General features: G+C 63.6%; 14 protein-coding genes and 2 pseudogenes. 7 read left to right on the plus strand and 9 right to left on the minus strand.

The window, feature by feature from the left end; all coding sequences use genetic code 11:
- Positions 1–2: 2 nt before the first annotated feature.
- A pseudogene (locus HLH34_RS19295) lies at positions 3–297 on the plus strand (IS481 family transposase); the annotation flags it as partial.
- Between the two features lie 27 nt (positions 298–324).
- Here the strand turns inward: HLH34_RS19295 and HLH34_RS01865 are convergent.
- The 6 genes and pseudogenes from HLH34_RS01865 to HLH34_RS01890 all read right to left on the minus strand — a co-directional run bounded on the left by HLH34_RS01865 (position 325) and on the right by HLH34_RS01890 (position 7,958).
- Positions 325–1,285: pseudogene (locus HLH34_RS01865) on the minus strand (integrase core domain-containing protein).
- Positions 1,286–1,454: 169 nt separating this feature from the next.
- A complete protein-coding gene (locus HLH34_RS01870) occupies positions 1,455–2,111 on the minus strand; it encodes an ABC transporter ATP-binding protein (protein ID WP_183117871.1) in 657 nt (218 codons plus the stop codon).
- Between the two features lie 15 nt (positions 2,112–2,126).
- Positions 2,127–2,855, minus strand: a complete 729-nt coding sequence (locus tag HLH34_RS01875; RefSeq protein WP_244959548.1) for an ABC transporter permease — start codon at positions 2,853–2,855, stop codon at positions 2,127–2,129.
- A 70-nt stretch (positions 2,856–2,925) separates the two neighbouring features.
- Positions 2,926–4,089, minus strand: a complete 1,164-nt coding sequence (locus HLH34_RS01880) for a capsule biosynthesis protein (protein WP_220791992.1) — start codon at positions 4,087–4,089, stop codon at positions 2,926–2,928.
- A gap of 112 nt (positions 4,090–4,201) precedes the next feature.
- Entirely contained in the window at positions 4,202–5,737 is a 1,536-nt protein-coding gene (locus HLH34_RS01885) for a glycosyltransferase family 2 protein (protein ID WP_183117874.1), read from the minus strand.
- Positions 5,738–5,843: 106 nt separating this feature from the next.
- The gene (locus HLH34_RS01890) at positions 5,844–7,958 is read right to left on the minus strand and encodes a glycosyltransferase (protein ID WP_183117875.1); all 2,115 of its coding nucleotides are present in this window, start codon (positions 7,956–7,958) and stop codon (positions 5,844–5,846) included.
- Positions 7,959–8,186: 228 nt separating this feature from the next.
- Here HLH34_RS01890 and HLH34_RS01895 point away from each other — a divergent pair, with 228 nt between their 5' ends.
- Both HLH34_RS01895 and glf read left to right on the plus strand, forming a co-directional pair.
- Positions 8,187–9,332 (plus strand): polysaccharide biosynthesis/export family protein, encoded by a 1,146-nt coding sequence (locus tag HLH34_RS01895; protein WP_264784507.1) that lies wholly within the window; start codon positions 8,187–8,189, stop codon positions 9,330–9,332.
- Between the two features lie 98 nt (positions 9,333–9,430).
- Positions 9,431–10,579, plus strand: coding sequence for a UDP-galactopyranose mutase (glf, locus tag HLH34_RS01900; RefSeq protein WP_183117877.1), 1,149 nt, complete (start codon positions 9,431–9,433; stop codon positions 10,577–10,579).
- 257 nt (positions 10,580–10,836) lie between these two features.
- Here glf and HLH34_RS01905 read toward each other — a convergent pair whose 3' ends face one another.
- Positions 10,837–12,351 (minus strand): LTA synthase family protein, encoded by a 1,515-nt coding sequence (locus HLH34_RS01905; protein WP_264784505.1) that lies wholly within the window; start codon positions 12,349–12,351, stop codon positions 10,837–10,839.
- 396 nt (positions 12,352–12,747) lie between these two features.
- On the opposite strand from HLH34_RS01905, the gene HLH34_RS01910 reads away from it, so the two are divergent.
- The 4 genes from HLH34_RS01910 to HLH34_RS01925 all read left to right on the plus strand — a co-directional run bounded on the left by HLH34_RS01910 (position 12,748) and on the right by HLH34_RS01925 (position 18,495).
- Positions 12,748–13,920 (plus strand): glycosyltransferase family 4 protein, encoded by a 1,173-nt coding sequence (locus tag HLH34_RS01910; RefSeq protein WP_183117879.1) that lies wholly within the window; start codon positions 12,748–12,750, stop codon positions 13,918–13,920.
- Positions 13,921–14,453: 533 nt separating this feature from the next.
- The gene (locus HLH34_RS01915; protein WP_244959549.1) at positions 14,454–15,938 is read left to right on the plus strand and encodes a capsular polysaccharide export protein, LipB/KpsS family; all 1,485 of its coding nucleotides are present in this window, start codon (positions 14,454–14,456) and stop codon (positions 15,936–15,938) included.
- Positions 15,935–17,137, plus strand: a complete 1,203-nt coding sequence (locus HLH34_RS01920; protein ID WP_183117881.1) for a glycosyltransferase family 4 protein — start codon at positions 15,935–15,937, stop codon at positions 17,135–17,137. The genes HLH34_RS01915 and HLH34_RS01920 overlap by 4 nt, the downstream gene beginning before the upstream one ends.
- 134 nt (positions 17,138–17,271) lie before the next feature.
- On the plus strand, positions 17,272–18,495 hold the full coding sequence (locus HLH34_RS01925) for a capsule biosynthesis protein (protein ID WP_244959550.1): 1,224 nt from the start codon (positions 17,272–17,274) through the stop codon (positions 18,493–18,495).
- On the opposite strand, the gene HLH34_RS01930 is transcribed toward HLH34_RS01925, so the two are convergent.
- Complete coding sequence (locus HLH34_RS01930) at positions 18,438–19,724, minus strand: aminotransferase class I/II-fold pyridoxal phosphate-dependent enzyme (protein ID WP_183117882.1); 1,287 nt, start codon at positions 19,722–19,724, stop codon at positions 18,438–18,440. The two genes, HLH34_RS01925 and HLH34_RS01930, sit on opposite strands and share 58 nt — an antisense overlap.
- A 175-nt stretch (positions 19,725–19,899) precedes the next feature.
- Positions 19,900–26,964, minus strand: coding sequence for a type I polyketide synthase (locus tag HLH34_RS01935; RefSeq protein WP_183117883.1), 7,065 nt, complete (start codon positions 26,962–26,964; stop codon positions 19,900–19,902).
- Positions 26,965–26,996: the final 32 nt, after the last annotated feature.

Raw genomic sequence — 26,996 nt, forward strand, 5'->3', positions numbered from 1 at the left:
TGATATTTCAGATCCATCCGCAGCCCCGTACGACACCCGTGGTTCGGGCGGAAATTGCCCGTTCGTCCGAGCCAGCGGGAGTGCTGGCCCGTCGCTATGGGATCAGCGATGAAACGGTCTGCAAATGACGGAGCCTGGACCAGAGCCTGTCAGGATCACAGCAGCCGTCCGGGAAAACTGGTATGGAAAGCCACGGACAAAGAACGGGCCGTTGTCTGTCAGATCCGCCGTTTGACCGGTTTCGGTCTGGACGACCTGACATTCGTCGTCAGACATTTCCTGCCGCATCTTGAGCAGCGCCCACCGGGTAGTCCGATGTAATTGTTAGTGCATGAGAGCCTCCGTCGCCATTTCCGGTGCCGGTGGACGGTAGCCGAGACGACTGTGGGGACGGACGGTATTGTAATGTCGTCACCAGGCCTCGATCAGGATCCTGGCTTCCGCCAGACTGTAGATGGTCTCGCCGTTCAACAATTCGTCGCGCAAGGAGCCATTGAAACTCTCGTTGTAGCCATTCTCCCAAAGCGAGCCCGGGTGATGTAGAGGGTCTTCACGCCGATCCGCCCGAGCCATTTCCGGACCGCGCCGGCAATGAACTCGTTGCCATTATCAGGCCGGATATGGGCAGGCGGTCCCTGCCAGAGGAACAGTTCGGCAACGTGGCCAGGATATTCCCCGGATGCAGGAGCCGTCATTGACAGAGCGGCGGCGCTTACGTTGTCGCTGGGGTACCTTGAGCCCCTCGCGTCGCCAGATCCGTTCGACCCCCTTATGGTTCACCGCCCAGCCGGCCCATGCAGCAACGCCGTAATCCGGCGGTAGCCATAGCGCCCATATTGCCGGGCCAGGGCGATGATATCCTCAGTCAGTGCCTCTTCATCATCTGCCCCACACGGCACCTTGCGCTGTGTCGACCGATGCTGTCCCAGAACGCGGTACACCCGCCGCTCGGACACCGGCATCACGCTGCGAATATGGTTGATGCAGCGCCGTCGCTGCGCGGGGCTCAGAAGTTTCCCTTTGCGACTTCCTGCAGGATCAGCTTGTCCAGCGTCAGGTCCGTGACCGCCCGACGAAGCCGCGCATTCTCCTTTTCCAGCTCCTTCATCCGGCGAGCCTGATCGGTTTTCAGGCCACCATATTCTTTGCGCCGGCGATAATAGGTCTGTTCGCTGACTCCAATCCGCCGGCAGGCTTCCGCAGCCGTCCCGCCCTGGCCCAGAACAATCTCGACCTCACGCAACTTCCCGATGATCTCCTCGGGCTTGTGCTTCTTCGATGGCATCTGTCATCCCTTCAGCAGTGAATTCCATCTTACCCAATGGACCACCCTGAAGGGGGTACCTTACTCCCTCGCAGCCTCGTTCCTGATCGCAAAATGTTAGCAGATCTTAAACACTTAAATAATCAACCAGCGCCACCGATTGGGGGAACGCAGGTCCGAGGCTATTTGTTCAGCGATTGAGGGCCTCGTACTCGTTGATCGCCTCGCTGACGTCACCGCATAAATGAAGCTTGCGATCGTGGATTACCCCGCCTCGATCACAGACATCACGAATGAAATCCATGCTGTGCGAGACGATCACGAGTGCCCGATCCTTCTTTTGGACGAATAATTCGTCCTGGCAGCGTTGGGTGAAGCGCGCATCGCCCACCATCACGACCTCGTCGATCAGATAGCAATCGAAATTGATAGAGATCGACAATGCAAAAGCAAGGCGGGCACGCATACCCGATGAATAGGTCTTGACCGGCTCGCCGAGCTGCTTGCCGAGTTCGGCAAAATCGTCGACGAATGCGCGTGTATTGGTGTAGTCGAGATTATATATCCGGCAGATGAAACGCAGATTATCCAGCCCACTCAGGCTGCCCTGGAAAGCCCCGGTAAAGGCGAGCGGCCACGAGATCGACATCGTCCGTTCGACCCGGCCGGACGTGGCCAAGTCGACGCCACCCAGAATACGGATAAGCGTGGACTTCCCGGCCCCATTGCGTCCCAGAACGCCCAGCTTCTGCCCGCGTTCAAGCTGGAAATTGACCCGGTCGAGAACACGTCGCGGCCCCTTTCCGGGGATGTGATAATCCTTGCAGATGTCAATACACCGAAGCATGGAGAGATCCCTAGTTCACTGCACGACGATGTGGCGGCGCACACGGAGCGTGAGGTAGATCCCGATGAGTAGCAAGGTCAGGGTCGCCCAGAAATCGTAGTTGATGTCGTAAATGGGATGGGCTGTGGAACCGAACTGGCCTTCCCTGATCATTTCCATGTTTTCGACGCTGGGAGCGCATAGCATCGCCCACCGGTCTTTTTGCGGCAACCAGGCGACCATCGAGAATGCGCCGGAAAATGGGAGCGAGAGATAGGTCGCTATCCCGACGATTTTTTCGACCGTCTCGGACATTTCCGTCAGTGCCGCGAAAATCAGCGCCGTGGCGAGGCAGAACATGGCGTGAAACCCGAGACCTGCGTAAAGGATTCCCCAGTGAAGCGGGGGCTTCATGTATCCTCCCAGGATGGCGCCGCTGCCCACCAGCAAACCAGCCATCAACGTGCCGAGAACTTCCAGGGCCCATCGGGCAACGATGATGTCGAGCGGCGTCACCTGGCGATGGAACAGCAGCGACCCGTTCGCCTCGTACGCCTTGACCGAACGCTGGATACTATGACGCCACATCGTCAGCGGGACATAGCCCGTGATGACGATCGCCGTAATCGGCAAGCCGTGCTCATGGGGGGGACGGATCGCTGTCCACATGATCGCGACCCCCGAGCAGAAAAGGATCGGCTCGCCAATGACCCAAAGGAAACCGATGTTCTCTCTTCCGAAACGCGTGTGAATTTCGCGCATCATCAGCGCCCATATCACCCTCATCTGGAGGAGAAATGCATGCCGGAGGGTCGTCGGGCGGTAGCTCAGACCACTAGACATCTTGATGTTCCCGTGCACCGGCGATCAGCAGGCGCGCCATTAGAAATAAGGCAAAACAGCTCACAAACGTGACGATGACGGAAACCAGACGGTGCGGATAAACCGCATAATCGGGAAGATTCGGCGTGGCGACCTGATCGAGATATACAGCCTGACGATTGGCCTCGGCGCGGGCTGCGGCCAAGGCAGTGGCGTCCGCGGCAAGCTCGCGTTCCAGCAGTTGGCGACGAACCTGGAGATCAGCGTAATCCGGAATCCGCGAGACCAGGGAATCGTCCTTTCCGGTGATCCGGGGCTGCAACGCCACGATTCGTGCCGCCAAGGCTTCTCTCTGGCGCTGATACACCGGAATCAGCGGGCTCTGCGGGGTCGCACGAAGAAGGTCGGTCAGCTTGAGCTGGACAGCAATCTCCGCGTCCTCAAGGCCGACGATCTGCTCAAGCAGCGGCTGGGACTGGCGCTCGGGGTCGAGCAGCGACTGGGTCGTACGGTATCGCGCAATGTCGCGGGAGAGAGACCGGTATTTTTCCTCAGCCAGTTCCACCTCATGCAGGGCGCTACCGATTGTGTTCTGACGTTGCCTTTCGTTCATCCGGTTCACGAGCGCTTCGCTCGCGCTGATCACGATTTCGGCAATTTGCTTCGAATCTTCTGGCCGGAATGTGCGGACGCGGAGCGTCGAGATACCGCTGCTGGTGTCCAATTCAGCCGTTATATGTTTCTTGTAATACCAGAAAAAATGCTCGAAATCATCTCGGTGCAGCCAGCCGGGGAAACGGGCAAGCGCGTCTGCTCCAGGTCGGTTGAACGCCTCCCGAAGTTCACTGTTCTGGCGTAGCAACGCCGCAGCGTCGCGGGACGTCATATAATTCTGTACCGCAAAGGTATTTTCGGTGGCGCCATTCTCCCCCTGCGAGGACAGTAGATCAGACAGGACGAGCCCTTGTTGGCCCGCAGGACCGCGCACCACAAAACTGGTTTCGGAGACATACTGGGGTGCCGCAAGCAGAAAAAAATAAACAGCGCTGAACAGCGTCGGCAACACAACCGTCAGTATAATACCGCCATGATCTCGCAATACACGTAGGCGATCCTTCGCCTTTACCTCAGTCTGGAGGCCCGATGCATCACGCGCGTTAATATGGTACCCATTCATGCCAACCTCATATCTCACCCCAGGTTGCAAGGCAATCTGACCCCGCTGGGGCAAGTCGAAGACGGGGTGCCGCGCCAGTCAGACCCAAGTGTAGCCAGCCCGGCACCCGATATTACCACTGGGAAACATCGATCCCGAGAAAGCGTCGCCACCAGTCGGGTGTTATCATGGCCGTGAGGTCCCGCCGCGATGGATGCCGCCCGAACAGAACACGCAGGACAACCAGGAACAGTTCCCTGACCAGAAAGCGCTGACGCGCAGGTTGGAATGAATGAAATGTGGCGCGCCCGTTCGACACGACCAGCACTGCGTCTGGCCGCTGGCGGGTGCCGCTGATCCAGACGGGGGCGGCGACCGGAACAGGAGCGGACGCAACTGCCTTGCGCGGCAGATCTCCAAGAACACGTCCTACCGTCAGCACCGTACGGATCACCGGCGAGGGGTGGCGGTCCAGCGTCACCGGAACGACACCGGGTACGGGAAAATCCGGACTTTCACGTTTCACCAGGGCGCAGTGCGCGTCAGCTCCCCAGGAGGTCAGACCGGCAGCCCCGTCCATATAGGCCGCCAGCGCGTCGATTCCCGCTTCTGCGAGTTCATAGCGATACGTCGCCAGTGCATCGACCACCCCGCGAGCCAGGCGTAAAATGGGTACTCGCCGCCCCGGTGGGCCATGCAGCAGCGTCCGCAACAATGCGTTGCGGCGATCATAAAAATGGTGCCATGAGCGCGCTTTCCGGGAAAAGGCTTCATGTTCCACGAAAATGCCGGGCCACATCACTGTCGGGAATCCCGCCTCCGTCAAGCGAAGTCCATATTCCGCGTCATCGCCGCGAATAAAGAAAGGCAACGGGAGCCCGCAGCGCTCAATCGCCAGGCGCGGGAGGCACAGGCACCACCATCCGCAGAAATCGACCTCGGCGGCCGCGGCAATTACGCGCGTGGTCTCCTCGCGACCCAGCAGAAGCCCCTCGCGCGGTACACGATCATAAACAGCGGGATGAAGGCGATCGACATCGTGACCCAGCGAGATCAGGCGGGATGGATCGGCAATATCATGCATCGCGCCGCCGATGCAGAGCGTATCGGGAACATACGCACAGATTTTCTCCAGCCGCGTGACCAGTTCGCCTGAAATTGCGACGTCGTCGTCCATCAGAAGGACGTGAGTGATCCGTCCGTCGCTCAGACTCTCGATGATCCCACGGGTAAAACCCGCGGCTCCTCCGCGGTTTTCCTGCTCCACGACGCGCAGGAAAGACGGATCGGCCGCGGAGAACAGGCGTTCCGCGAGTCCGGGATCGCCCTGGTTTACGATCCAGAGGGCGGCAATCGCCTGATGCTGCGCTGACAGGGCATCGACCAGCCTCCGTAGGGCGACCTCGCGGTTGTAGGTGCAAATGACGACAGCGATCGCCGGCGAACGCACGGCGGGCTCAGAGCACACCCATTCGATCGCGATCGAAGGGCCATCTGCACCCGCATCCGCGATTTCGCAACGCAGATGCTCCGCGCGCGAATCAGCCTCCCCCAGCGGCAGGGTCGTCACACCCTGGCCGCATATCCATTCACCAAGAACCCGACGCTCGTCGCCGATTGCAATGACGGCAACCGTCACCGGCACCGTGGCAGACACACGCAGCGCCATGGCCCCGGTGTGCGCGTAACGCTGCCACGGGCGGAGAAAAAAATCGTCCTGCCAGTCCGCTCCCGGTCCTGCGTGGCCAGCTTGCAGGACCGTCCAGCGCGGACTGTCAGATGTCAAAGGTCCGGACCAGTTCGCGCCAGAAAGGTTCGGATGTCAGGGTATCGTACCGTGCTGCCCATTGCGGTTGCACGACCACTATCTCCTTTTGGAACTGGCGCAGGGCGCGGGCAAGTCTGGTGCGGGCCTGATGGTAAAGCGAGGGGTCGTTGCTGAAAATATGGTACCCGATCTTTTGCGGATCATAGTAGGCCCAGTCGCGCCCCGCCCGGATATCGCGCCAGTTGATATCGTTGCGGCTGTTGAAAACCGTCATCTGTCGCTTGCGGGCAGACAGAATCTGCATCGGAGAGGGACGCTTGGCACGAAGGGTGATGTTTCCGTTGTGGCTGGCCTGCTGGTACAGGTTGTAGGCGCGCGTCAGTAGGCTGCGCCCGCGATTTGTTCCGCTGACCCAAGGAACGATAAATTTGTCTGATGTGCCGGGAGGTGTCGGGATCACGCCTACAGGAAGCCTGGTGCTGAACGTATGATTGACCGAGAATTCCTTGTAGACTTTCATGACCCGCGCGTGAAGATCGGCCGCGTCGGTACGTTCAAGAATATCCGGACCTTTCAGGAAATCCTCAATCGCGATCGCCAGCAGCATCGCAGATCCGTAATGGTAGATATCGGAAAATCCGCGGAAACGGCGCAGGAGAAGCCGTGTTACACGACGCATCTGCGAGCGGATACGCTTCTCCACTGCCGCCTGCCGTGTCGCAAAATCGTCCCCGAGCAGCAGCGCATAGAGAATTTCAGTATGGCAGGAAAGGCGGATCAGCTCGTTGCGAATATTATAATAGGCGAACCAGCCTTCCGGCTTGGCGTAGTAGGGTTCATGCCACACTGCGATGCCTGGTACCGAGAGAACCTGGCCACCGCGCATTGAAAGGCGCACCCCGTAGTCCACGTCGTCCAGATGCACGAAGCATGGCAAGGGCATGCCAAACTTCCTGAACCCGTCAACATGTCCGCCAAAGAGCCACCAGCCGTTGAAATTGAGGTTGTGGTTACGCATGAGCGCATCCTTAGCCTCCAGCTCACCAAGATCCGTGGGCGGAAGCCGCGCGAACGGCCGTTCAAACCGGTCCGGTACCCAGTGCGCGCCGCCATCCGCCAGAAGGACCGGATTGTACACGTCGAGCTGGGCGCCCCCGATAAAGACATCGGGATCACGACTGAGACGAAAAAGATTGATCAGACGGGTAATAGCCGTCGGTTCAACATCTGCATCGTCATCCAACATGACAATATGCGTGTACGTTCCACCCTCAAGGGCTTCGAATATGCCGCGACCAAATCCGCCCGCGCCGCCGACGTTGCGCTGGGCTATGAGCCTGACGTTATCCGGCCATTCGGGACGATTTTGTACGGTGCCTGCATTGTCGACAACAACGATGCCGTACCCCGGACAATGCGGTGCCAGGGCAGATACCAGCCGGTCGATATTTGCCGCCAGTTGCTCTTCGCGTTTGAAAGTGCAGATCACGAAGCAGGGGCGGATCTCTTGCAAGGCCGCATCGTAAATTCCCCAGCAGGCACGCTTCAGGATGACATCGCGCAGCGGGTTGGCGGCTCCATCCATGGCATTCCAAGCCATACGGTACATCTGGTGCTGGAGAGCCTCGCCATTCGTTACGGCCGATTGGGCGGTCGAATAGAAATCAAGTGCCTCAATACTGAAGTACCACCGTCCGATGCGCGCCTCGGCACCAATGATGTCAAAATCCAGACGGACAGTACGGCTGTCCGGCCCGCCTTTTTCTACGAGAAACTTCTGTGTTGCGAATTCCGTGACCTGCCCTGCCTGCGAGCGGTGGTAGAGTCCAACCCGGAAATTCCCGGCGATCTCCAACTCCAAGTAGAGCTTTGCGTTCGGGACAATGTGATTGATCTCGCGCTCATAGAGCGCCGTCATGAACCCGTCGAACGTGACGACCTGTCCGCGCTCGATGATCACATTTCCGTGATCATCCATGTCCGTGAAGGGTTTGACCATATAAAGCGGCTTGCTTCTCTGGTCAGGCCTGAAATTGATTGGAAAAAAGGGGAAAGGCTTGCCTACGGATATGGCCTCATCCGCCGAATGCTGCTGTGCTGCTTCCGCAGAGACAAAGTTCATTTGATGCCGGTTCCCCAGAAATTCAATTTGACCCTTCAAATGACCACAAGACACCCGAGCGATGCAAGATTGCTTCCGCCGGACGCGTGCAGCCGGACTGGAACACGACGGCTCGGACAGCACCGCGCCTTGTTGCAGTCTGGACGATGCATAGGCATAAGGAGCGCCAGTCGGTCACCACCACAATGAGATATAATGTCCCGATCCCTTGCTAGGCTTGTTGTTCTCGTGGCGGGCGTGCTGTCATTGGCTGGATGCAGTGCGTTGCCAGGCACAGGACCGATTGAAGCTGATGTGCTCAGCTCCCAGGACAAGCCCGGGCACAATCCTCTCGGCTTTCGTATCGTTCCGCTTACACCGGCAACGGTCTCCGTTCTTGAGTCCGAACAGCTTCCTTCGCTGTCGACCCTGGATGCGACTGCTCCCGCGCTCGGAGCAAACGGGACGATCGGGCCGGGCGACGAATTGTCGATCTCTGTGTTCGAGGTGGGAAGCGGGCTTTTTGCATCAGGGAACAGCGCGGCGGGCGCCCGGACTCGGAGCAGCAGTGCGCCCGATACCCCCGCTTCCAACGTCACGATGCTGCCTCCCATCGGGGTGGACCAGCACGGCGATATTCCTTTCCCCTATATCGGCAACCTGCACGCTGCGGGCATGACCGAATCGGAACTGGGCAAGGCAATTGCCAGTCACCTTGCCGGCCTGGCCCAGGATCCTCAGGTTCTTGTCCATATCCTGACCGATCTGCACAACTCGGTCATTGTCTCCGGTGATATCCACCATCCGGGTCGCCAGTTCCTGACGCTTGCCCATGAAGGACTTCTCGACATCGTAGCGATGGCCGGGGGGGCGACCCATTCAACGGAAGACAGCATCGTGCTGCTCTCGCGCAAGGGGGTTACCGGCCGCGTACCGCTGCGAACGCTCGAGAACGATCCGACCCAGAATATCCCGCTTATGCCGGGCGACCAGGTGCAGGTGATTTATCTGCCAAGGACTTATACCGTTTTCGGCGCCGCGCACGTGACCGAGACACCGTTCAACACGCCCGTGCTGACCCTGGCGCAGGCCGCCGCTCGGATCGGCGGCCCGGATGACGCCCGGGCTGATCCCAATGCCGTGTTTCTCTTCCGCTTCGAGAGCAACCCAGTCGCTGGAAAGCTTGGACTTTCACCTCGTCCGGGCGGGGTACCGATTATCTACAAGCTCGATATGATGGAGCCCACAGCGTATTTCCTGGCTGGCAAGGTGGCCATGAAGGACAAAGATCTGATTTATGTCGCGAATGCGAAAACCGATCGGCTCTACAAACTCGTCAACCTGATCGGTACCCTGGTGAGTCCGGCCATGAGCGCGGCCTGGGTTGCCAAATAGCGGTTCGCAGAGCGTGGGGACGCGGCAGGAATCCTTTTTGCCTGCCACGTTCCGCTTGGTTCACAAGCCCGCATAGTCCGCGTTAAACGGGAGATATCATGAAATATTGCATTGTCGGAGCCGGCTTCAGCGGCGCGATTGTCGCCCGCCATCTCGCCGGTGCCGGCCACACCGTAGTCGTGCTCGACGAGCGCCAGCACCTCGGCGGCAATTGCCACACGGAACGTGATGCTGAGACCGGCGTGATGGTGCACCGCTACGGCCCCCACATCTTCCACACGGCGGATGAGCGCGCCTGGAAATACGTTGGACAGTTCGGTACCTTCCGTCCGTTCGTCAACAGGGTCAAGGCGGTCTCGCAGGGGAAAGTCTATACGCTTCCTGTCAATCTCCTGACCATCAACCAGTTTTTCAACACGACCATGGGCCCCCGCGAGGCAAGGGCGTTCATCGCGGAGAAGGCCGACCGCTCTATCACGGAACCGCGCAATTTCGAGGAACAGGCGCTCTCGATGATTGGCCCCGAACTCTACCGGGCATTTTTTCTTGGATACACGCGCAAGCAATGGGGGCTGGAACCGACCGAATTGCCGGCGTCTATTCTCAAAAGGCTTCCTCTGCGGTTCAATTACGACGACAATTATTTCAATCACCCGTGGCAAGGCATGCCGGAAAACGGCTACACCTCGATCATCAAGAACATTCTTGACGCTCCGGGAATCGAGGTCCGGCTGGGCACGCGATTTGAGGCCGTGGAGGAACAGTTTTCCCATATATTCTACACCGGCCCGATCGACCGTTATTTCGACTTCCGTCTCGGACGTCTTGGATACAGGACGCTCGATTTTGAACGATTCGAGGACGACGGAGATCATCAGGGTACCGCGGTCATGAATTATTGTGATGAGGCGGTTCCCTTCACCCGCATATCCGAGCACAAGCATTTCGCACCATGGGAGCAGGATCAGTTTTTACGCACGGTCTGTTTCCGCGAATACAGCCGTCTCGCCGGCGCGAATGACACCCCTTATTATCCCATCAGGCTCGCCCAGGAAAAACATATGCTGGATAACTACATCCAGTTGGCCAGGGCAGAACCTGGCGTGTCTTTTCTCGGGCGGCTTGGCACCTATCGCTATCTGGACATGGATGTCACCGTCACCGAGGCCCTCGCTGCTTGCGACAGGATAGACGACGCCCTTCGCGCGGGGGCTGCGATTCCCGCGTTCTTTGTCGATCCTGGATGATCTTCTGCCATTCGTCCCGGCGGGAGGCGTCTCACCGCTCGCCGGGCACTGCAGTTGGAACGCCGGGATGCCGGAAGGAAACGGCGCTTTCCTGGCGCTTCACCTGTAGTGCCAGTCAAGAGCGAGACCGAGAATAACATTTCGCAAGAACGGCGAAATGAAGACAAGGACCGTCATTTCAGGGTTTGAAGGCGCGCTCGAGGCGTTGCATGCCTTGCGAAGCTTTCCAGGTAGAAGATAAAGGGTGGCCCGCCCGATCAAAGTCGTGATCTGGACACGGTTTTTGGCCCGGTTGTCATGCCTGTCATGCTTCCCGTAGCGGAAAATGGCAGGGTAGCTGTGATGTTGCGAGACAGGTGGGAACGTTTCATAAGACAGTCTGCAATATTGTGGCCCAGCATGTGGACATCAATGTCGCGTCGGTTGCCTGCGGGGCGTGTGCCGTCCAGGATAAAATAATCGGTCGAGGAATCGATATTGAATCCGCCGCGGGACAGCGCGGGCAGGCTTGGCTGATGGTCGCCATAGAGTGCGAATATGCCGCCGTCGTCGTTCAGCCAGCGCGAGGAGGCGAGTTGGCCGATCATCCGGTCGGTACTCATCAGGCTGTCCAGATAACCGCCGAGTTCGGAGGCGAAGGGACCGGGGGTCGTGGCCTGTGTCGGCCAAGGGCCGTGGTTGGCGACCGTGATGGCGAACACGAAGACGGGCTGTGTCTGACGGGCGATGAAGTCATTGACCCAGGCGCCCAATATTTCGTCGGAGACGAGTTGGCCATGCCGGGCGCCGAAGGCCTCGCCCCCGATGAACCGGTCGAAGCCGAGGTTGGGCATGACCTTGTGCCGGCTGTAGAATCGCCGGTCATAGGGATGGACACAGACCGTCAGGTAGCCTGCCCGACGCAGGCGTGCGGCCAGTGTGTCGATGGGCTCGCGGGCAAAGGAATGGTAAGGGTTGAAGCGATCCAGCCCCAGGTCGGCGGGGGAGGCGCCGCTGATGACGGCGAATTCGCTGCGTGTGGTGTTGGCCCCCCAGGAATCGACGTTGAGGTGGCCATACCGCCAGGCGCGGTTCCGGCACGCCGCATATTCCGTCAGGGGCGAAGGCAGGGCAGGGGCCAGCCGGCCGATGTCGAAGAACGATTCGGCCTGGACCAGAACCACCGGGGGCTTGTCCGGTGGAACGGTCACGATGCCAAAGCTGCAGGCGGCCCGGCGCTCCGGCCGTTCCTGGCGCGAGCAGACGGTATGGGCGGCGAAGCTGCCGAGCATCCCCAGCTTTTCCGCGTCCAGCACGGGATCGCCGCTCGGCCCCAGCTTGCGCAGGACTTTCGCCATGAGGTTCAGCGACGGGCGCCAGAAATAGGCGGCGATAGGAAGCAGCAGCAGCAATGCCCCCGCCACGCGTGACAGGATGGGGCTGCCGGGCATGGCGGGGGATTCGACCGAAAACAGCCATGCCGTCGCCAGGACCAACGCGCCGCCGATGCCGTAGAAGAGGGCGGGATGGACATAGGGCAGGTAGAAGCGCGGATGGGTGAAGACCAGGAAGAGTTCACTGGCATCGGCAAAGACAACAGGTTCCCGAAGAATCTGACGCTTGGTGTGATCGGCCAGAAGCAGGCCGGCGGCAAGAACGGCCCACAGCAATGCTGAGGACGCCGGACGCTGGGTGAGCAATGACAGTGCGAGCCACAAGGTCCCCCCGATCGCGATGTCGGGGATGTCGTTGAGGATCGGCCGGGTGATCTTGCCCCCGGTCGTCCGAAGCACGAAAAGCGTCAGGAGTCCGAGAACCGATACGACGGCGATGGCCCAAGCCTGCATTCTACCACCTTGTGTCTTGTTCGGCGCGTGGCATACGCCCAGGTCGAATCCCAGCGGTCGGGGTGAAATCGGCAGCCCCGAACAGTGTCATCAGATGTCTGATAGCGCGCAGTCCATACACAGAAGGGGGATGTTTTGCCATGCCGATGAATGGCGTCGCCCTATAAAGCATGCAGAGGTGTTGCGTGTTTCGGGGCACAATATCCCTTTCGATTTCGTTCGACGAGTTGGTGCGTTTTTTTGCGAAGGCCACATGGGCTGGGGGAATTTTGGCGTTGCGGCTGTTTTGTAAAATAAATTTTATATTCCCCTGCTGCCTCACCCATATGTACGAGGCCCCCCTTGTCTGACGGGCCTGCAATCTGGCTGGACGGTCGCAATGCGAAACGGGCCGGCGGTACCGGCGTGGCGCGCTACACCCAGGCGATCGCGGACTGTCTGGAGCAGGCGGGCACGCCTGCGACCTATCTGACCGACAGCGTCGAGGGGGCGCCGGCTGGCCATCCGCATTCGCCGGGCCGGCGTCTATTGCGCATGTTGCAGACCATACGGGGGGATTATCCCGCAACGGTGCGCAGGGACGGGCCAGTGCCCTATGTGGTGTGCCCCGATATTTTTCGGATCGCGCACGTCAAATTCAAGCTTTGGGGCGCTTTGGCGACCGTTTCGGTGCCGTCGCCCCCCGATATCATGCACTGGACTTATCCCCTGCCCATACGGGTGAAGGGGGCGCGGAATGTGGTGACGATCCATGACGTCGTTCCCCTGACGCATCCGGACCTGACCGGGATCGAGCCGGTGCGCTATCGGCGCCTGATGCGTCGCCTGGTTCGCTCGGCCGATGCGGTGGTGACGATTTCCGAAACGGCGCGTCGCGATATCGCCGCCCAATGCGGCATCCCGCTGTCGCATGTTCATAACCTGTCCCAGGCGGTCGGGTTCTCCAGCGACGAATTGGGCCAGGCGCGGGAGGCGCGGCCGCCCGCGCCGCCGGGCTACTTCGTGCATGTCGGACGCGTCGAAAGCCGCAAGAACATCTGTCGCCTCGTGGCTGCCCATGCCCGAAGCGGCACGCGACGGCCGCTGGTCCTGATCGGACCCGATGGGGATGACAGGCCCGATTACGCGCCCTTTGTCGGCGACACCCCCGTGATACGTCTGCCCTGGTGCGATCGGCCCAGTCTGATCCGGGCGATCCAGGATGCGCATGCCCTGCTCTTTCCTTCGCTGGCCGAGGGATTCGGGTTGCCGATTGTCGAGGCGATGGCCCTGGGGACGCCGGTATTGACCGCGCGGGGCGGGGCGACCGAGGAAATCGCTACGGCGGACGCGGCGATCCTGGTCGATCCCTTGGACATTGCCGATATCGCCGGAGGAATCCGGATATTGGACGACCTGAATGCTACTTCTTCTCGGCGATTGGCTTTGCAGCGAAACGGAGCAAAGCGTGCATCCCAGTTTTCCTATGGCGCTTATGCCGAACGGCTGCGCCGATTCTATCGTTCGTTACTGTGAAGGAGCAGGCGGTCGGTCTGATGTGCTGGGGTAAAAATTATATTTGGAAAATGAATGAATACAGACATGTTGACCCGTTTTTTCATGCAGGCTTTCGTTGTCGATTTTGAATTGTCTGGTATACCTCTATGAGGTGACGGTCGTCGAAGCGACGTTCGGGCATTGAATGCAGCCTGTATTTTCAGGCGATTTCGAGGGGACATGGCATCGCGAATGCCCGGGGACGACAAGCGATGCGGGTAGAGGAGAGGGTGCTTCACATCGGCAGCGCAAAACCTCGGCAAGGGGGCGGATCGATTGCCTTGTTGCGCGCCCCGCCCTTTCATCGGACCATGCCGACCCTCGCCTTGAGGCGGGACGCAACCGCTCCGGATCATGAAGCTGTTTCCGGCCCGGAACTGGATGACCTGGCCGCGCGCATCGTGCAATTGCGGGTCGGCGGATGCTTCTGGGGCCGGCCTGCCGGACGGGGGAGGTCGGTCGTCGTTTGCGGTTTGGGATGGCGCCCCGGTTCCCGCCCGATGCGTTGGGTCATGCGGGATGTCCTGGCCGCGCATGCGGCGGAGGACGTGGTTCTCGTCGTCGGACCACGGCAGGGGGGATTGACCGCGCAAGCCCGGCGGTACGGGCTTGCGGTGGTCGCGGCCGAGAGCGACCCGCATCATCTTCTTGACGACGCAACCTGTGTCTATGCCGCCGAGGCGACCGATCTTGCCCGGTTGGCCGTTTTGCGCGGTATTGCGGTCAGGATGCTGGATGCGTCGGGCGTACGTCCAGGCGGGTTGAGCGTGCGTGACGTCATGACGGAAATCGCGGTGCGAACGGAGTACACTGATCCGTTCACCGGCATGGCAATGGCGTGCGCCGATGCGATCACGCTGCTGGACGACTGGCGGCGGACGATCATGGCCAATCGTCAGATCGGCGCATGTCTGGGAATGTCGCGATGGAAGCGGCGCAGGATAGCCGATTTCCTGGCGACGGCGCCGGGTCATCCGCCCTTTCGTCAGCACATCGATGCCGGGCAGCGCGGCGCGGCGGCGGTATGGGCGACCCGGCAGCCGTCGGGACTGGAAGATACGGCGAATCGGGCGGCGATTCCGCTCTGGCGGATCGAGGATGGTTTCATCCGCTCCATCGGTCTGGGCAGCGCATTGACCCCGCCTTCGTCAATTACCGTCGATACGCGTGGCATATATTACGACCCGGCGCAGGAAAGCGATCTGGAGCATATTCTGGCGACGGCTTCATTCGATGCCGCACTGCGCGCCCGCGCCGGAAAATTGATGGATGCGCTGGTTCGGCTTGGTATTTCCAAATATGGCCCGGGTCGGACATCTGCCCCCCACGAGCCATGGGAGGCTGCGGGACGGCGGACCATTCTGGTGCCCGGGCAAGTCGCGGACGATCAGTCGGTGCGCCGGGGGGGAGGGCGGATTTCGGGAAATCTGGAACTGCTGCAGGCCGTTCGGGCAGCTAATCCCGACGCTTTCATCCTGTATCGGCCACATCCCGATGTCGAGGCGACCCACAGGGTGGGGCATGTGGAAGATGCCGTTGTATTGCAGTTCGCCGATCGAATCGATCGGGGCGGGGCCATCACCGATACGATTGCCCGGGTTGACGAAGTTCATACCCTGACCTCGCTGGCGGGGTTCGAGGCCCTGATGCGGGGACGGGGTGTCGTGACCTATGGCGTCCCGTTCTATGCGGGATGGGGGCTGACGGTCGATCTGGGGGATGTTCCCGCGCGACGGACCCGGCGGCTGTCTGTGGAAGAACTTGTCGCCGGAGTTCTGATCCTGTTTCCGCGCTATCTCGATCCTGTGACACGGCTGCCCTGCAGCCCGGAAATCCTGATCGACCGCCTGCAGGATGCCAATGTATGGCGACCGACCTGGTGGATGCGGGCATTGTCTCTGCAGACAGCCCTGCGCAAGGCCGTCGCGCGCTACCGTGCGGCCCTGACGTCATCGCGAAAGGAGGGCGTCACGACATGCGGCGGTCTGACCCCATGATGTCTCGTCCTGTCCTGATGGATATTTCCCGCCTGTTGTCCCGCGCCGGCAGCGCGGTGCCGACCGGCATCGACCGCGTTGAACTGGAATATGCGCTGTATCTGTCGCGGTATTTTCCCGCACGGGTCACCTTCGTGGCCTATCACCCCGTGGGGCGGATCGGGATCTTGCCGCGGCGTCTGACAGACTGTTTCCTGCGGATGCTGACGCGCGCCTGGACGAAGGCGAAACGGCCATGGCGTGGGGCCTCGCTTATGGCTGGCCTGCTGTTGCAGGCGGCGGCGGTCGGGGCGGTCGGCAATACGATGCAGCGCCGGCTGTATCTGCTGCTGTCGCATCACCATCTGATGCAGCGGGACGTGATCGCCCGCTTTCTGGGGCGGGCGAATGCCGGGCTGGCCGTCATGGTCCACGACCTGATCCCGATCGAATATCCCGAATACGCCCGCCCGACCGAGCCGGATCGTCATCGGCAGCGCATGGACACGGTTGGGCACCTGGCTGAGGCCGTCATCGTACCGTCGCAGGCCGTTGCGGAGTCTCTGCGGCACTATCTGGCGCCGAGCGGGCGCTGCCCCTCCATCGGCGTGGTGCATCATGGGTGCCATGTCAGCCCGTCGGCCGCGGTGCCTGTCAGCGGCCTGGCGCCCGACGCCCCTTATTTCGTCGTGCTGGGGACGATCGAGCCGCGAAAGAATCACCTGCTGCTGCTGAACATCTGGCGGCATATGGCGACAGGGCATGATCGTGCCCGGTTGCCGCATCTGGTGATCATTGGGCGCCGCGGATGGGAAAACGAAAATATAGTCGACATGCTGGAGCGCTGCCCCGCTCTTCAGGGCATCGTGCACGAGCACGCGACATCATCCGACGTGGTTGTCGCGGATCTGGTCCGTAATGCCCGTGCCCTGCTGTTTCCCTCGTTCGCCGAAGGATTCGGTCTTCCGCTGCTGGAGGCCCTTTCCTTGGGCATCCCCTGTCTGTGCAGCGACCTGCCGGTTTTCCGGGAAATCGCAGGAGATCTGCCCGGTTATCTGGACCCGCTGGATGGACCAGGGTGGGAGCGTAAAATCCTGGATCTGACCGAGCACGATACGCGCGGGCAGCGGGAGGCGCCGCCGGCATTTGCCGATTGGCCAACGCAGGCGGCAGCCGGATTGGCGATGATCGACGGGATGGACCGCGCGCATGCCGCGTAGCAGCGCATCCTGCGGGCCGCTGTGCCAGCCTGATGGGACATTGGTGGAAATATCCGGTGTGGATATTGTTTTTGGTCTTGGGGTGTGCGTGCGGGTGGCTCCGTTCGTCTGATGGATATGGAAGCGGGGACGGTTTGCTGAGTTTTCTGGTGTTGCAAGGAAATGCCACGCCTTTCTTTTCCGAACTGGCTTCGGCCCTCAAGGCTGCCGGCCATCATGTCCGCCGCATCGCCTTCAACGGCGGGGACTTCGTCTTTTCATCGGACGCGATCCGGTTTCACGGACGCCAGAAAGCGTTGCCGGCGTTCCTCGAGAACATCGTGGCGCGCGAGCGACCGGATGCGATCATTCTGTTCGGCGATTGCCGTCCGGTCCATCGGGCGGCGACCGAAATCGCCCGTGCGCGGAATATCGGCATATGGGTGTTCGAGGAAGGATATCTGCGGCCCGGCTGGATCACGCTGGAACCGCATGGTGTCAACGGATTTTCGGCATTACCGCGTGACCCCGCCGTCATCCGGGCGCGCGGCATAGTACCATGGCCTGCCCGGCGGTACGATCCGCATGCGGATTTCCTGCGGCGCGCCGTCTACGACGTTTCCTATCACGCCCTGCGTCTGGCTCTGACCCCGTTTTTCCCCCACGCGCGGTTTCATGCCGCCATTGATCCGTTCGTGGAATATGCGGGCTGGCTGCGCGACTGGGCCGGACGTCTGGTGCATAAGCCGCAAGCCGCAGTCCTGCCCAGCGGTCCCTTCATGCTGGTGCCGATGCAGATGGAGGGGGACTACCAGCTGCGGGTCCATTCCCCGTTCCACAGCATGGGCCATGCGCTGGAGCGTATTCTTGCCTCTTTTGCCGCCCATGCCCCGGATACGCTGTCTCTGGTCGTGCGGCGTCATCCGCTCGACCCCCGCCTGACCGATTGGGAGGGGTTGATCCGCCGACGCGCGCACGCGCTGGGCGTCGCAGGCCGGGTTTATTTCATGGCCGACGGGCCGCTGGAACCTGTCCTGGACGCCTGTGCCGGAGTCGTGACGGTGAACAGCACCGTCGGGCTGCAGGCCTTGCGGCAGAACAAGCCCGTCAAAATTCTGGGGCAGGCCATCTATGAGGTCGAAGGACTGACCTTCCTGGGCCCGTTGGGTCGGTACTGGCGCGAAGCCTGCGCGCCGGATGCCGAACTGCTGGATGCGTTCTGCCGCATGCTGGTCCAGGAGGTACTGGTCGAGGGCGATTTCTTCACCCCCGAAGGGCGGGCGCTGGCGGTGGAGGGGTCGGTTCGGCGGATTCTGTCTGCCTATTCCGACAAGGCCCGCAGTTCTTCTCCGAGCAACGTGGCGGTCGCCTCGATCTGATCGGGCGTGTGCGACGCGCTGACGAAGAAGCGCAGGCGCGCCGCCCGTTCCGGCACCGCGGGATGGATGATCGGCTGGACGTTGACGCCGCGTTCGAACACGGCCTGGGAGAGGCGGGCGGCAACAAGGGAGCTGCCGGTGACCAGCGGCACGATGCCGTAGCCGGCGGAACTGCCGGTGTCGAACCCCGCATCCTGGAAAAGGCGCAGAAGATGGGCGGAATTTTCGCGCAGGCGGGCGATGCGCCACGGCTCCTCGCGCAGGATGTCCAGTGCGGCCAGGGATGCGGCGGCGCCGGTCGGCGGCAGCCCGACGGAATAGACGAATCCGGCGGCCGTGCGCTTCAGGTAGGTGATGACGTCCGCGCGTCCGGCGATGTACCCGCCGCAGGAAATCAGGCTTTTGCTGAGGGTCCCCATCCAGAGATCGACCGAATCCGGTGCGATGCCGGCATGTTCGGCAATGCCGCGTCCGCTGGCGCCCAGCACGCCGGTCGAATGGGCTTCGTCCACCAGCGACATGCAGTCGAATTCCCGGGCCAGGGCGACGAAGGCCGCGAGGTCGGGGATGTCGCCATCCATGCTGTAATGGCCTTCCAGCACCAGCAACGCGCGCTTGTGCGCCTTGCGATGCATCCATAACTGCTCGCGGGCGGCGGCCACGTCGTTATGGGCGAAGGCGACGCGGCGGGCGCCGGACAGGATGGCGCCCTGGATCAGGCTGTTATGGGCCAGTGCGTCGTGGACGATCAGATCCCCCGGCCGCATGAGCTGCGCCAGCGTCGTCACGTTGGTCGCATGGCCCGACACCATCACGACGCAATCCTCGGCGCCGTGCCATTCGGCCAGAGCGCCTTCCAGTTCCCGGTGGAAGGGACGCTCGCCCGACACCATGCGGCTGGCCGAAACCGTCGTGCCGTAGCGGCGGAGCGCGTCCTCGACCCGGGCGGTGACCCGGGGATCGCCATTCAGGCCCAGATAGTCGTAGGACGAGAAATTGATATAGCTGCGGCCGTTGATCGAGGTCGTGGCCCCGGCGAGCCCGTCGTGCTGGCGAAAGAACGGATCGACCACGCCAAGCGCCGCCGCGCGCTGCGCCATGATTTCCATGTCTTCCACGCCGGGCAGCGTCCAGCCGCGTGTGCTGGTTTCGGCAGGTGCCGCGCCCGACAGGCTGGCCAGCAGCTTGATGCGTTCGCCAAGGCGTCGGCCGAATTTCGGTCCCGTCATGTGGTCATACCAATCCGCGTTATGAATGTCTCTTCGGCGGCGCGGCTCAGGCCCTGCCCTGAAACCCGCCAAAGGCCACCGGCCTTTGGAAACCGATCTGTCTATCAATAATCGGGGTCCAGGGCCTGAGGCCCTGGTGGGTTCGGGCAAAGCCCGACCTGTCCTGCCGGCTACGTCATTTGCCTTCGTCGACTGGTATCAGGTCTTCCTCGTTCTGAGGGGCAAGTTCGGGCGATACGGACACGGTCTGCCGCTCCTCGTCGGACAGATGGCGGGTCAGGACGGCCTCGGCCGGTGCGGTGGCGTCCTGTCCGCCATTGCCCAGCAGGGCGGCGACCTGGCGTGCGACGCGCCCGACGGTCATCTCCTGCCATGCGAAGCCGGGAAGCGAGACACCGAGCCGGCGTTCCAGCCCCAGAGCCAGTTCGACCGCCGTCAGCGAATCCATCCCCAGTTCGGCCAGCGGCTGGTCCAGGGGCAGGGCCTCGCGGTCGGCCTGCATGATGCGGGTCAGCTCGCCCAGGATCACGTCGGCGACGATTTCCCGCCGCCGCTCCTCGGTTGCCGTGGCCAGCAGGCTCATCAGGTCGCCGGTGTCGCTGTCTTCGTCGCGCCGGCGCGCCACGGCGCCGAACAGGGGTTCGTCCAGAATGGGCAGCATGTTGCCGGTGGCCTGCCAGTCCATGTCGGCCAGGACCGGACAGGGATCGGACGAGACCAGAAGATCGGGCAGGGCGTCCAGCGCCGCCATGGCCCGCATGGATTGCGCGCCCAGCCGGCGATCCAGCGCCTCGCGCGCCGCGGCGTTGCGTTCCAGGAATCCGGCGTCGGCGATCGGCCCCCAGCGAACGGCGCAGCCGGGCAGGCCCGCGTCGCGTCGCCGCTGGATCAGCGCCTCGACCGCCGCATTGGCGGCGACGTAGGCGCCCTGGCCCGGCGCGCCAAGGGTGATCGTGGCCGACGAGAAGACCAGGAAGAGCGAAAGAGGGTCATCGCGCGTCAGCCGGTCCAGCGCGAGCGCGCCGCCCAGCTTGGCCTGGACCGAGGCCGTGACCTGCTCCTCGGACAGGGTCGAGACCAGCCCGTCCGCCACGCTGACGGCGGCATGCACGATACCGCCGAGGGGCGGCATGGTGGCCCGGATGTCACCGATCAGGGCGGCAAGTCCGGTCGGGTCGGTGACGTCGCAGGCCCGGACTTCGACGGTCAGCGCGCCGGCATCCAGCAGCGTGGCGCGCAGGGCCGCGACGCCGTCGGCCTCGGGGCCGCGCCGGCTGACCAGCACCAGATGGCGCGCCCCCCGGGACACGAGCCACAGTGCGGCGCGCGCGCCGAAACCGCCGGTCCCGCCGGTCACCAGAACGGTCCGGTCGGCCGGGACCTCCAGATCGGACGGCACATGCACCGGGCCCATCGTCAGCACGATCTTGCCGACATGGGCCGAGGTCCGCATGAGGGCGAACGCATCGGTCGCGGCGGCGGCGGGAAAGCTGGTATGCGGCAGCGGGCCCAGCGCGCCTTCTTCGAGCAGGGCATGCAGGCGCTGCGTCAGGGTGCCGACCAGTTCCGGACGATGCCGCACCAGCGCGTCGACGTCGATCGCATGATAGCTGACGTTCTGCCGCAGTGGGCCGATGCCGACCCGGGTGTTGGCCAGGAAGTCGCGCTTGCCCAGTTCCAGGAAGCGACCGAACGGCCGCAGCAGTTCGAGACTGCGTTCCATGGCGTCGCCGCTCAGGGCGTTGAGGACCGCATCCACCCCCTGTCCGCCCGTGACATCCAGAACGTCCGCGCCGAACCGCAGCGACCGGCTGTCAAGCACGGTCTCGATCCCCAGCCGGCGCAATGCCGCGCGCTTGGCGGGGGAACCGGCGGTGGCGATGATCCGTGCCCCGACATGGCTGGCATATTGAATGGCGGCCAGGCCGACGCCGCCCGCAGCCCCGTGGATCAGGACCGTTTCGCCGGCGCGCAGCGACCCCACGGTTTCAAGCGCGTACAGCACCGTCAGATAGGCGACCGGGACCGTGGCGCCTGCCGAAAAGGACAGCCAGTCCGGCAGGGGCAGGACGCTGCGCCGGTCGGTCACTACGCAGCTGGCATGGGCGGCGGCGGACAGCGCCATGACGCGGTCGCCGGGCGCAAGATCGGTGACCTCGGCCCCTACGGCCTCGACCACGCCGGTGCATTCCATGCCCAGCGTCGCGCCCGCAAAGCCGTCCAGCAGCAATTCGTCGGGCAGCATGCCGATGGCCGACAGCACGTCGCGATAATTCAGCCCGCTGGCCCTGACATCGATGACGACGTCGCGCGGGCCGGGTTCGGTCCGGGCCTGCGGCACCCAGCACAGGCGGTCCAGCGGCCCCGGAACCGGCTGGATCAGCCGGACAGGATCGGACGCCGGGGTGGCGGCGCGATCGGGCAGGCCCTCGCGCAGGCGGCGGACCAGACGTCCGTCGGGCGTCCAGCGCACTTCGCGTTCGTCGTCCGCGGCCGCGCCTTCCGCGCGCAGGGCGTCTTCGATCCCGGCTTCCGTCATGGCGGAGGACAGGTCGATCCGGCGGCAGCGCAGGGAGGGAAATTCGTTGGCGATTGTCCGGGCAAGGGCCACGCGCGCGGCCTCGTGGGGGGTGCTGCCGGCATCCCGGGTAATCACCGCCAGGCATTCACCGGCCTCGGCCGCCTGTCGGGCGTCATGGGCCAGGGCCAGCATCGCCCGGGCGGCCAGGGCGGTTTCATCGTCCGCGATTTCATCCTGGGGCGCGTACGACAGGCGCATCGGCGCCAGCGCCGGCGCGGCGTCGGCCGTGGACAACGGGTCTTCGGCCTCGGCCGCGACCGCCGCCAGCAGGGCGAGCGGGAACGGCGCCTGGCTGGGCGTGCTCTCGGCCACCGCGCGCAGGCGATGCGGCAGTTCGCGCCAGGCGGCGATCGTGGTGAGCGGGTCGGCGGACAGGCCGCGCAGCGTGGTCCAGCTGCTGTCTTCGGCTGCCTCGGCCACCAGAATCAGACCGCCTGGGGCCAGCCGGTCGGCCTGGGCCAGGATGGCCGCCGGCACGACGCCATGCAGGCCGGGCGTGTAGGCGACCAGGACATCATACGCGCCGGCCGGCACGGTTTCGGCCAGGACGATGCCAGGCAAATGAGCCAGCAACGTCGGGCGCAGCCGGGCCTGGCGTTCGCGGTTGGGTTCCAGGACCGTATAGTCGAGGCGCGTCGGCAGGCCCGTCAGGAGCGGGGCCAGCTGGCGGGTCAGGGTGCCCCGGTCGGCATGCAGTTCCAGCACGCGCACCGGGCGGTCCTGCGGCCAGTCACGCGTATAGGCCGCAATGGCGTCGGCGATCTGCGCGGCGGCCAGTTCGACGGCGCGGCCGGACAGCAATTGCCGGAAGGCGACGTCGGGAAAGGCATCGTCGCCTGCCGCTGCGTCGGGTCGGATGGTGCCCGCCACGCCGCTCTGCTCCCCCACCCAGGCGAGCAGCAGGGCCGCCGGCAGCCATTGCGGAAGGTCGAGGAACAGGGTCTGCCAGACGCGCGCGAGGTCGGGTGCTTCGGTGGGGCCGTCAACGGGTAGCGTCTCTGTCGCGCTGCACGTGGCCAGGAAGGCCTGGGCCAGAAGACCGGCATCCCTGTCATCCGCATCGCCCGCCGGTGTTTCCAGGGTCGGGCGCAGGGCAAGGAAGCGATCGTCGGACAAGGGCGCGGGCGCGATGGGCGACGGCAGCCAGATTTCATGGAAGCTGCGTTCGGCTACCGGGGTGGGGCGCTCGCCCGGCATGCGGGTGAACCAGCAGGCGGTGGCTGAAAGCACCGCGCGGCCGGCGGCATCCAGCATGACGATGTCAGCTTCGGTTTCGCGGGGGCCTGAGGTGGTGACGGCGGCCTGTCCACGCACGGGCGCGTCCGCCGTCATGTCCAGGCGGATGGTTCCGAATTTTCGCGGCAGCGGCGCATCGGCGGATTGCGGCCCGGCATGATTGACAGCCAGGCCGACCAGCGCCTGGAAGGTGCCGTCCAGCGCGGTCGGATCAAGCGTCAGGCCGGTGATGGGGGACTGGCCGGTCAACGTCACGTCCACCCGGTCCACGGCCATGGCGGTTGCGCCGACACGCTGGAAGGCCGGCCCGTAGGCCAGTCCGGCGGCGCGCGCCGTTGCGTAGAGTGCATCCCCCGCAAGTACGGAATCGGCGGTGGCCGGCGGCAGCGCCACCGGGGAAACGGGGGACACGCCGGCCCGCGTGGTCGCATGGCGGGTCCAGACCGCCTGGGCCAGCCTGGGGCGGCTGTCGATGGTGATGGTGCCGTCCGCCGCAAGCCGGACCCGGATTTCCCGCAGGTGCGCCGGGTCGATGATGACTGGACGCATGATCTGGAAGTCGCGCAGTTCCAGCACCTGCGCCGCGGGCCACGCCGCCCGTGCGGCGGTGAAGGCGAATTCGATCATGCAGGCCGCGGCCAGGACGATGGTGTCGCCGACCATGTGATCGGCAAGCCAGGGCTGCACCGCACTGTCCAGATGCGCGATCCACTCGTTCGGGTCCGTCTTGCCGCGCGCACCCAGAAGGGGATGGGTATTCTGCTGGTCCCACAGGACGACGGCAGCGTCGTCGGTCGGGGCAAACCAGTAGCGTTCGCGTTGCCACTGGACGCCGGGCAGGCCCCTGACATGGGCCGGGCCGACGAAACAGGACGCCGACAGGATATCGCCGCCGGCAGCAAAGCAGGCCAGGGCGGCGCGGGGGAAGGGATCGGTGGTGATCTTGGCCGGCACCGCCGGCATGACCCGGGACTGCACGTCGCCGTCCCGCAGGATGTCGCGCAGATAATGTTGCAGGACCGGGCGCGGGCCGATCTCGATGAAGATGGCGCCCCCCAGGGTGGCCGCCTGGCGCACGCCTTCGGCGAACAGGACAGGGGCGCGCACATTGCGCCACCAATATTCGGCGTCGAACAGGGTCGTGACCGGCTGGCCCGTCACGGTCGAGATCAGCGCCCGGTCCGGCAGGCGTGCGGCGATGGGGCCAAGATCCTGGATCAGCGGGGCGGCAATCGCGTCCATCTTGCTGCTGTGGTAGGCATAGCCGACCTTCAGCCGGTGGATCTGCAGCGACGTGCCGGTATTCGCGGCCTCCAGCAGGTCAAGAGCCTCGACATCCCCCGCGGCCGCCAGGGCGTTCGGCGCGTTGTAGGCCGCGATTTCCAGGCCGGGGGCGGCCTGTTCCATCAGGCGCGTCGCCTCGTCGACATCGCCATGCAGCGCGGCCATGCCGCCGCCGGGCGCCGTCGCCTGATGACGGCTGCGCAGCACGACGATGCGCGCGGCCTCGGCCAGATCCAGCATGCCGACATAGAAGGCCGCCGCGATTTCGCCGACGCTATGGCCGATCGCGATGTCCGCCCGCATGCCCTGTTGGGCGAGACCGCGCAGGACGCCGATCTGGAAGGCGAACAGCATGGGCTGTGCGATGTCCGCCGGTTTGGCCGACCAGTCGCCCGAGCGCATCGCCTCCAGCACCGACCAGCCGAGATGCGGACGCAGCGCCGCATCCGCCTCGGCGATGCCGGCGGCGAAGGCCGGGCTGATGTCCAGCAGATCCTGCCCCATTCCTGAAAACTGGGTGCCGTTGCCGGAAAAGACGAAGACCGTGCGCCCTTGGGCAAGGGCCTGCCCGGTCACGACATCGGGATGGGCGCGCGCGTCGACCCAGGCGGCCAATGCCGCGCGCATGTCCGCCGCATCCCCGGCGGGCACGCCCAGACGATAGGCCAGGTGCGCACGGCGGGTCGCCATGCCGCGCAGATCGGTGTCGGTCCAGGGCGTCGTGGACCAGATCCGTGCCAGGCTGCGCAATCCCGCTTCGGACCGGGCGGACAGCAGCAGCGGCAATCTGTCGTCGGACGCAGGCGCGGGCGGGCGATTTTGGGTCGGCGCGATCGGGGCGCTGGCCAGGATCGCGTGGGCGTTGGCGCCGCCGAAACCGAAATTGTTGATGCCGGCGATCAGCGGGCCTTCGCCGAGCGGCAGGGCCTTCGTCACGACATCCAGGTTGAGTGCCGCGAACGGGATGGCGGGATTGGGGTTGTCGCAATGCAGCGAGGGCGGCAGGCGCCGCTTCTGCAAGGCCAGCATTGCCTTCAGAAGGCTGACCAGTCCCGACGCGGGCTCGAGATGCCCGACATTCGTCTTTACCGAACCGATCGGCAGCGGGGTGTTTCTCGGCTGGCCCAGGGCAGTGCCCAGCGCCGTCGTTTCCACGGGGTCGCCGGCCGGGGTGCCGGTGCCGTGCGCTTCGACGAAGGCGAGCTGATCGGGCGATATGCCCGCCCGGTCATAGACTTCGCGCAGCAGGGCGGTCTGGGCCTTGGCGCCGGGGAAGGTCAGGCCTGGCGTACGCCCGTCGGCGTTGACCGCGGTGCCGAGAATGACCGCGCGGATATCGTCCCCGTCACGTCGGGCCGCCGACAGGGGCTTGAGCAGCAGCATGACGCCGCCCTCGCCCCGCACATAGCCGTCGGCATCGGCGCTGAACGAATGGCACCGGCCGGTCGGGGACAGCATTCCCGCGGCGCAGAAGCCGATGAACGGATAGGGCGACAGCAGCATGCTGACACCGCCGACCATGGCCAGGTCCGTACGACCGGCCCGTAGATCCTCGCACGCGGTATGCAGGGCGAACAGGGACGACGAACAGGCGGTGTCGATCGTCATGCTTGGCCCACGCAGGCCAAGAGCGTGGGAAACACGATTGGCGAAAATGCTCAGCGTGTTGCCCGGCATGAAATAGGCGTCCGACGACGACGGGTCGGTCAGGCGCTGGTTGGCATATTCCAGGCCCGAGGCACCGATATAGACGCCTGCCGTGGCGATCGCCTCGGGCGTCGTCCCCGCGTCTTCCAGGGCTTCCCAGGCTAGTTCCAGCAGCAGGCGCTGCTGCGGGTCGATCTGCCGGGCTTCGCGCGCCGAAATGCCGAAGAACGCAGCGTCGAACTGTTCGACATTGTCCAGTGTCGCGGCGTGCGTCGCATAGAACTTCCCGGGCTCGCCGCGACGCGGGTGCCAGAAATCCCGCAATGGAAAGCGGTTTTCGGGGATCGGTCGTACGCTTTCGCGTTCTTCGTCCAGAAGTTGCCAAAGACCGGCAAGATCCGTCGCGCCGGGCAGTCGACAGGAAGCGCCGATAATGGCGATGGGCTCTTCCGGATTGTCGGCACTGTACCCAGACGTGGAACGGTTCAGCATGAAGGGATGTATTTCCAGATGCGGTGATGACA

This window comes from Gluconacetobacter azotocaptans (genome assembly GCF_014174355.1).
GTDB lineage: Bacteria > Pseudomonadota > Alphaproteobacteria > Acetobacterales > Acetobacteraceae > Gluconacetobacter > Gluconacetobacter azotocaptans.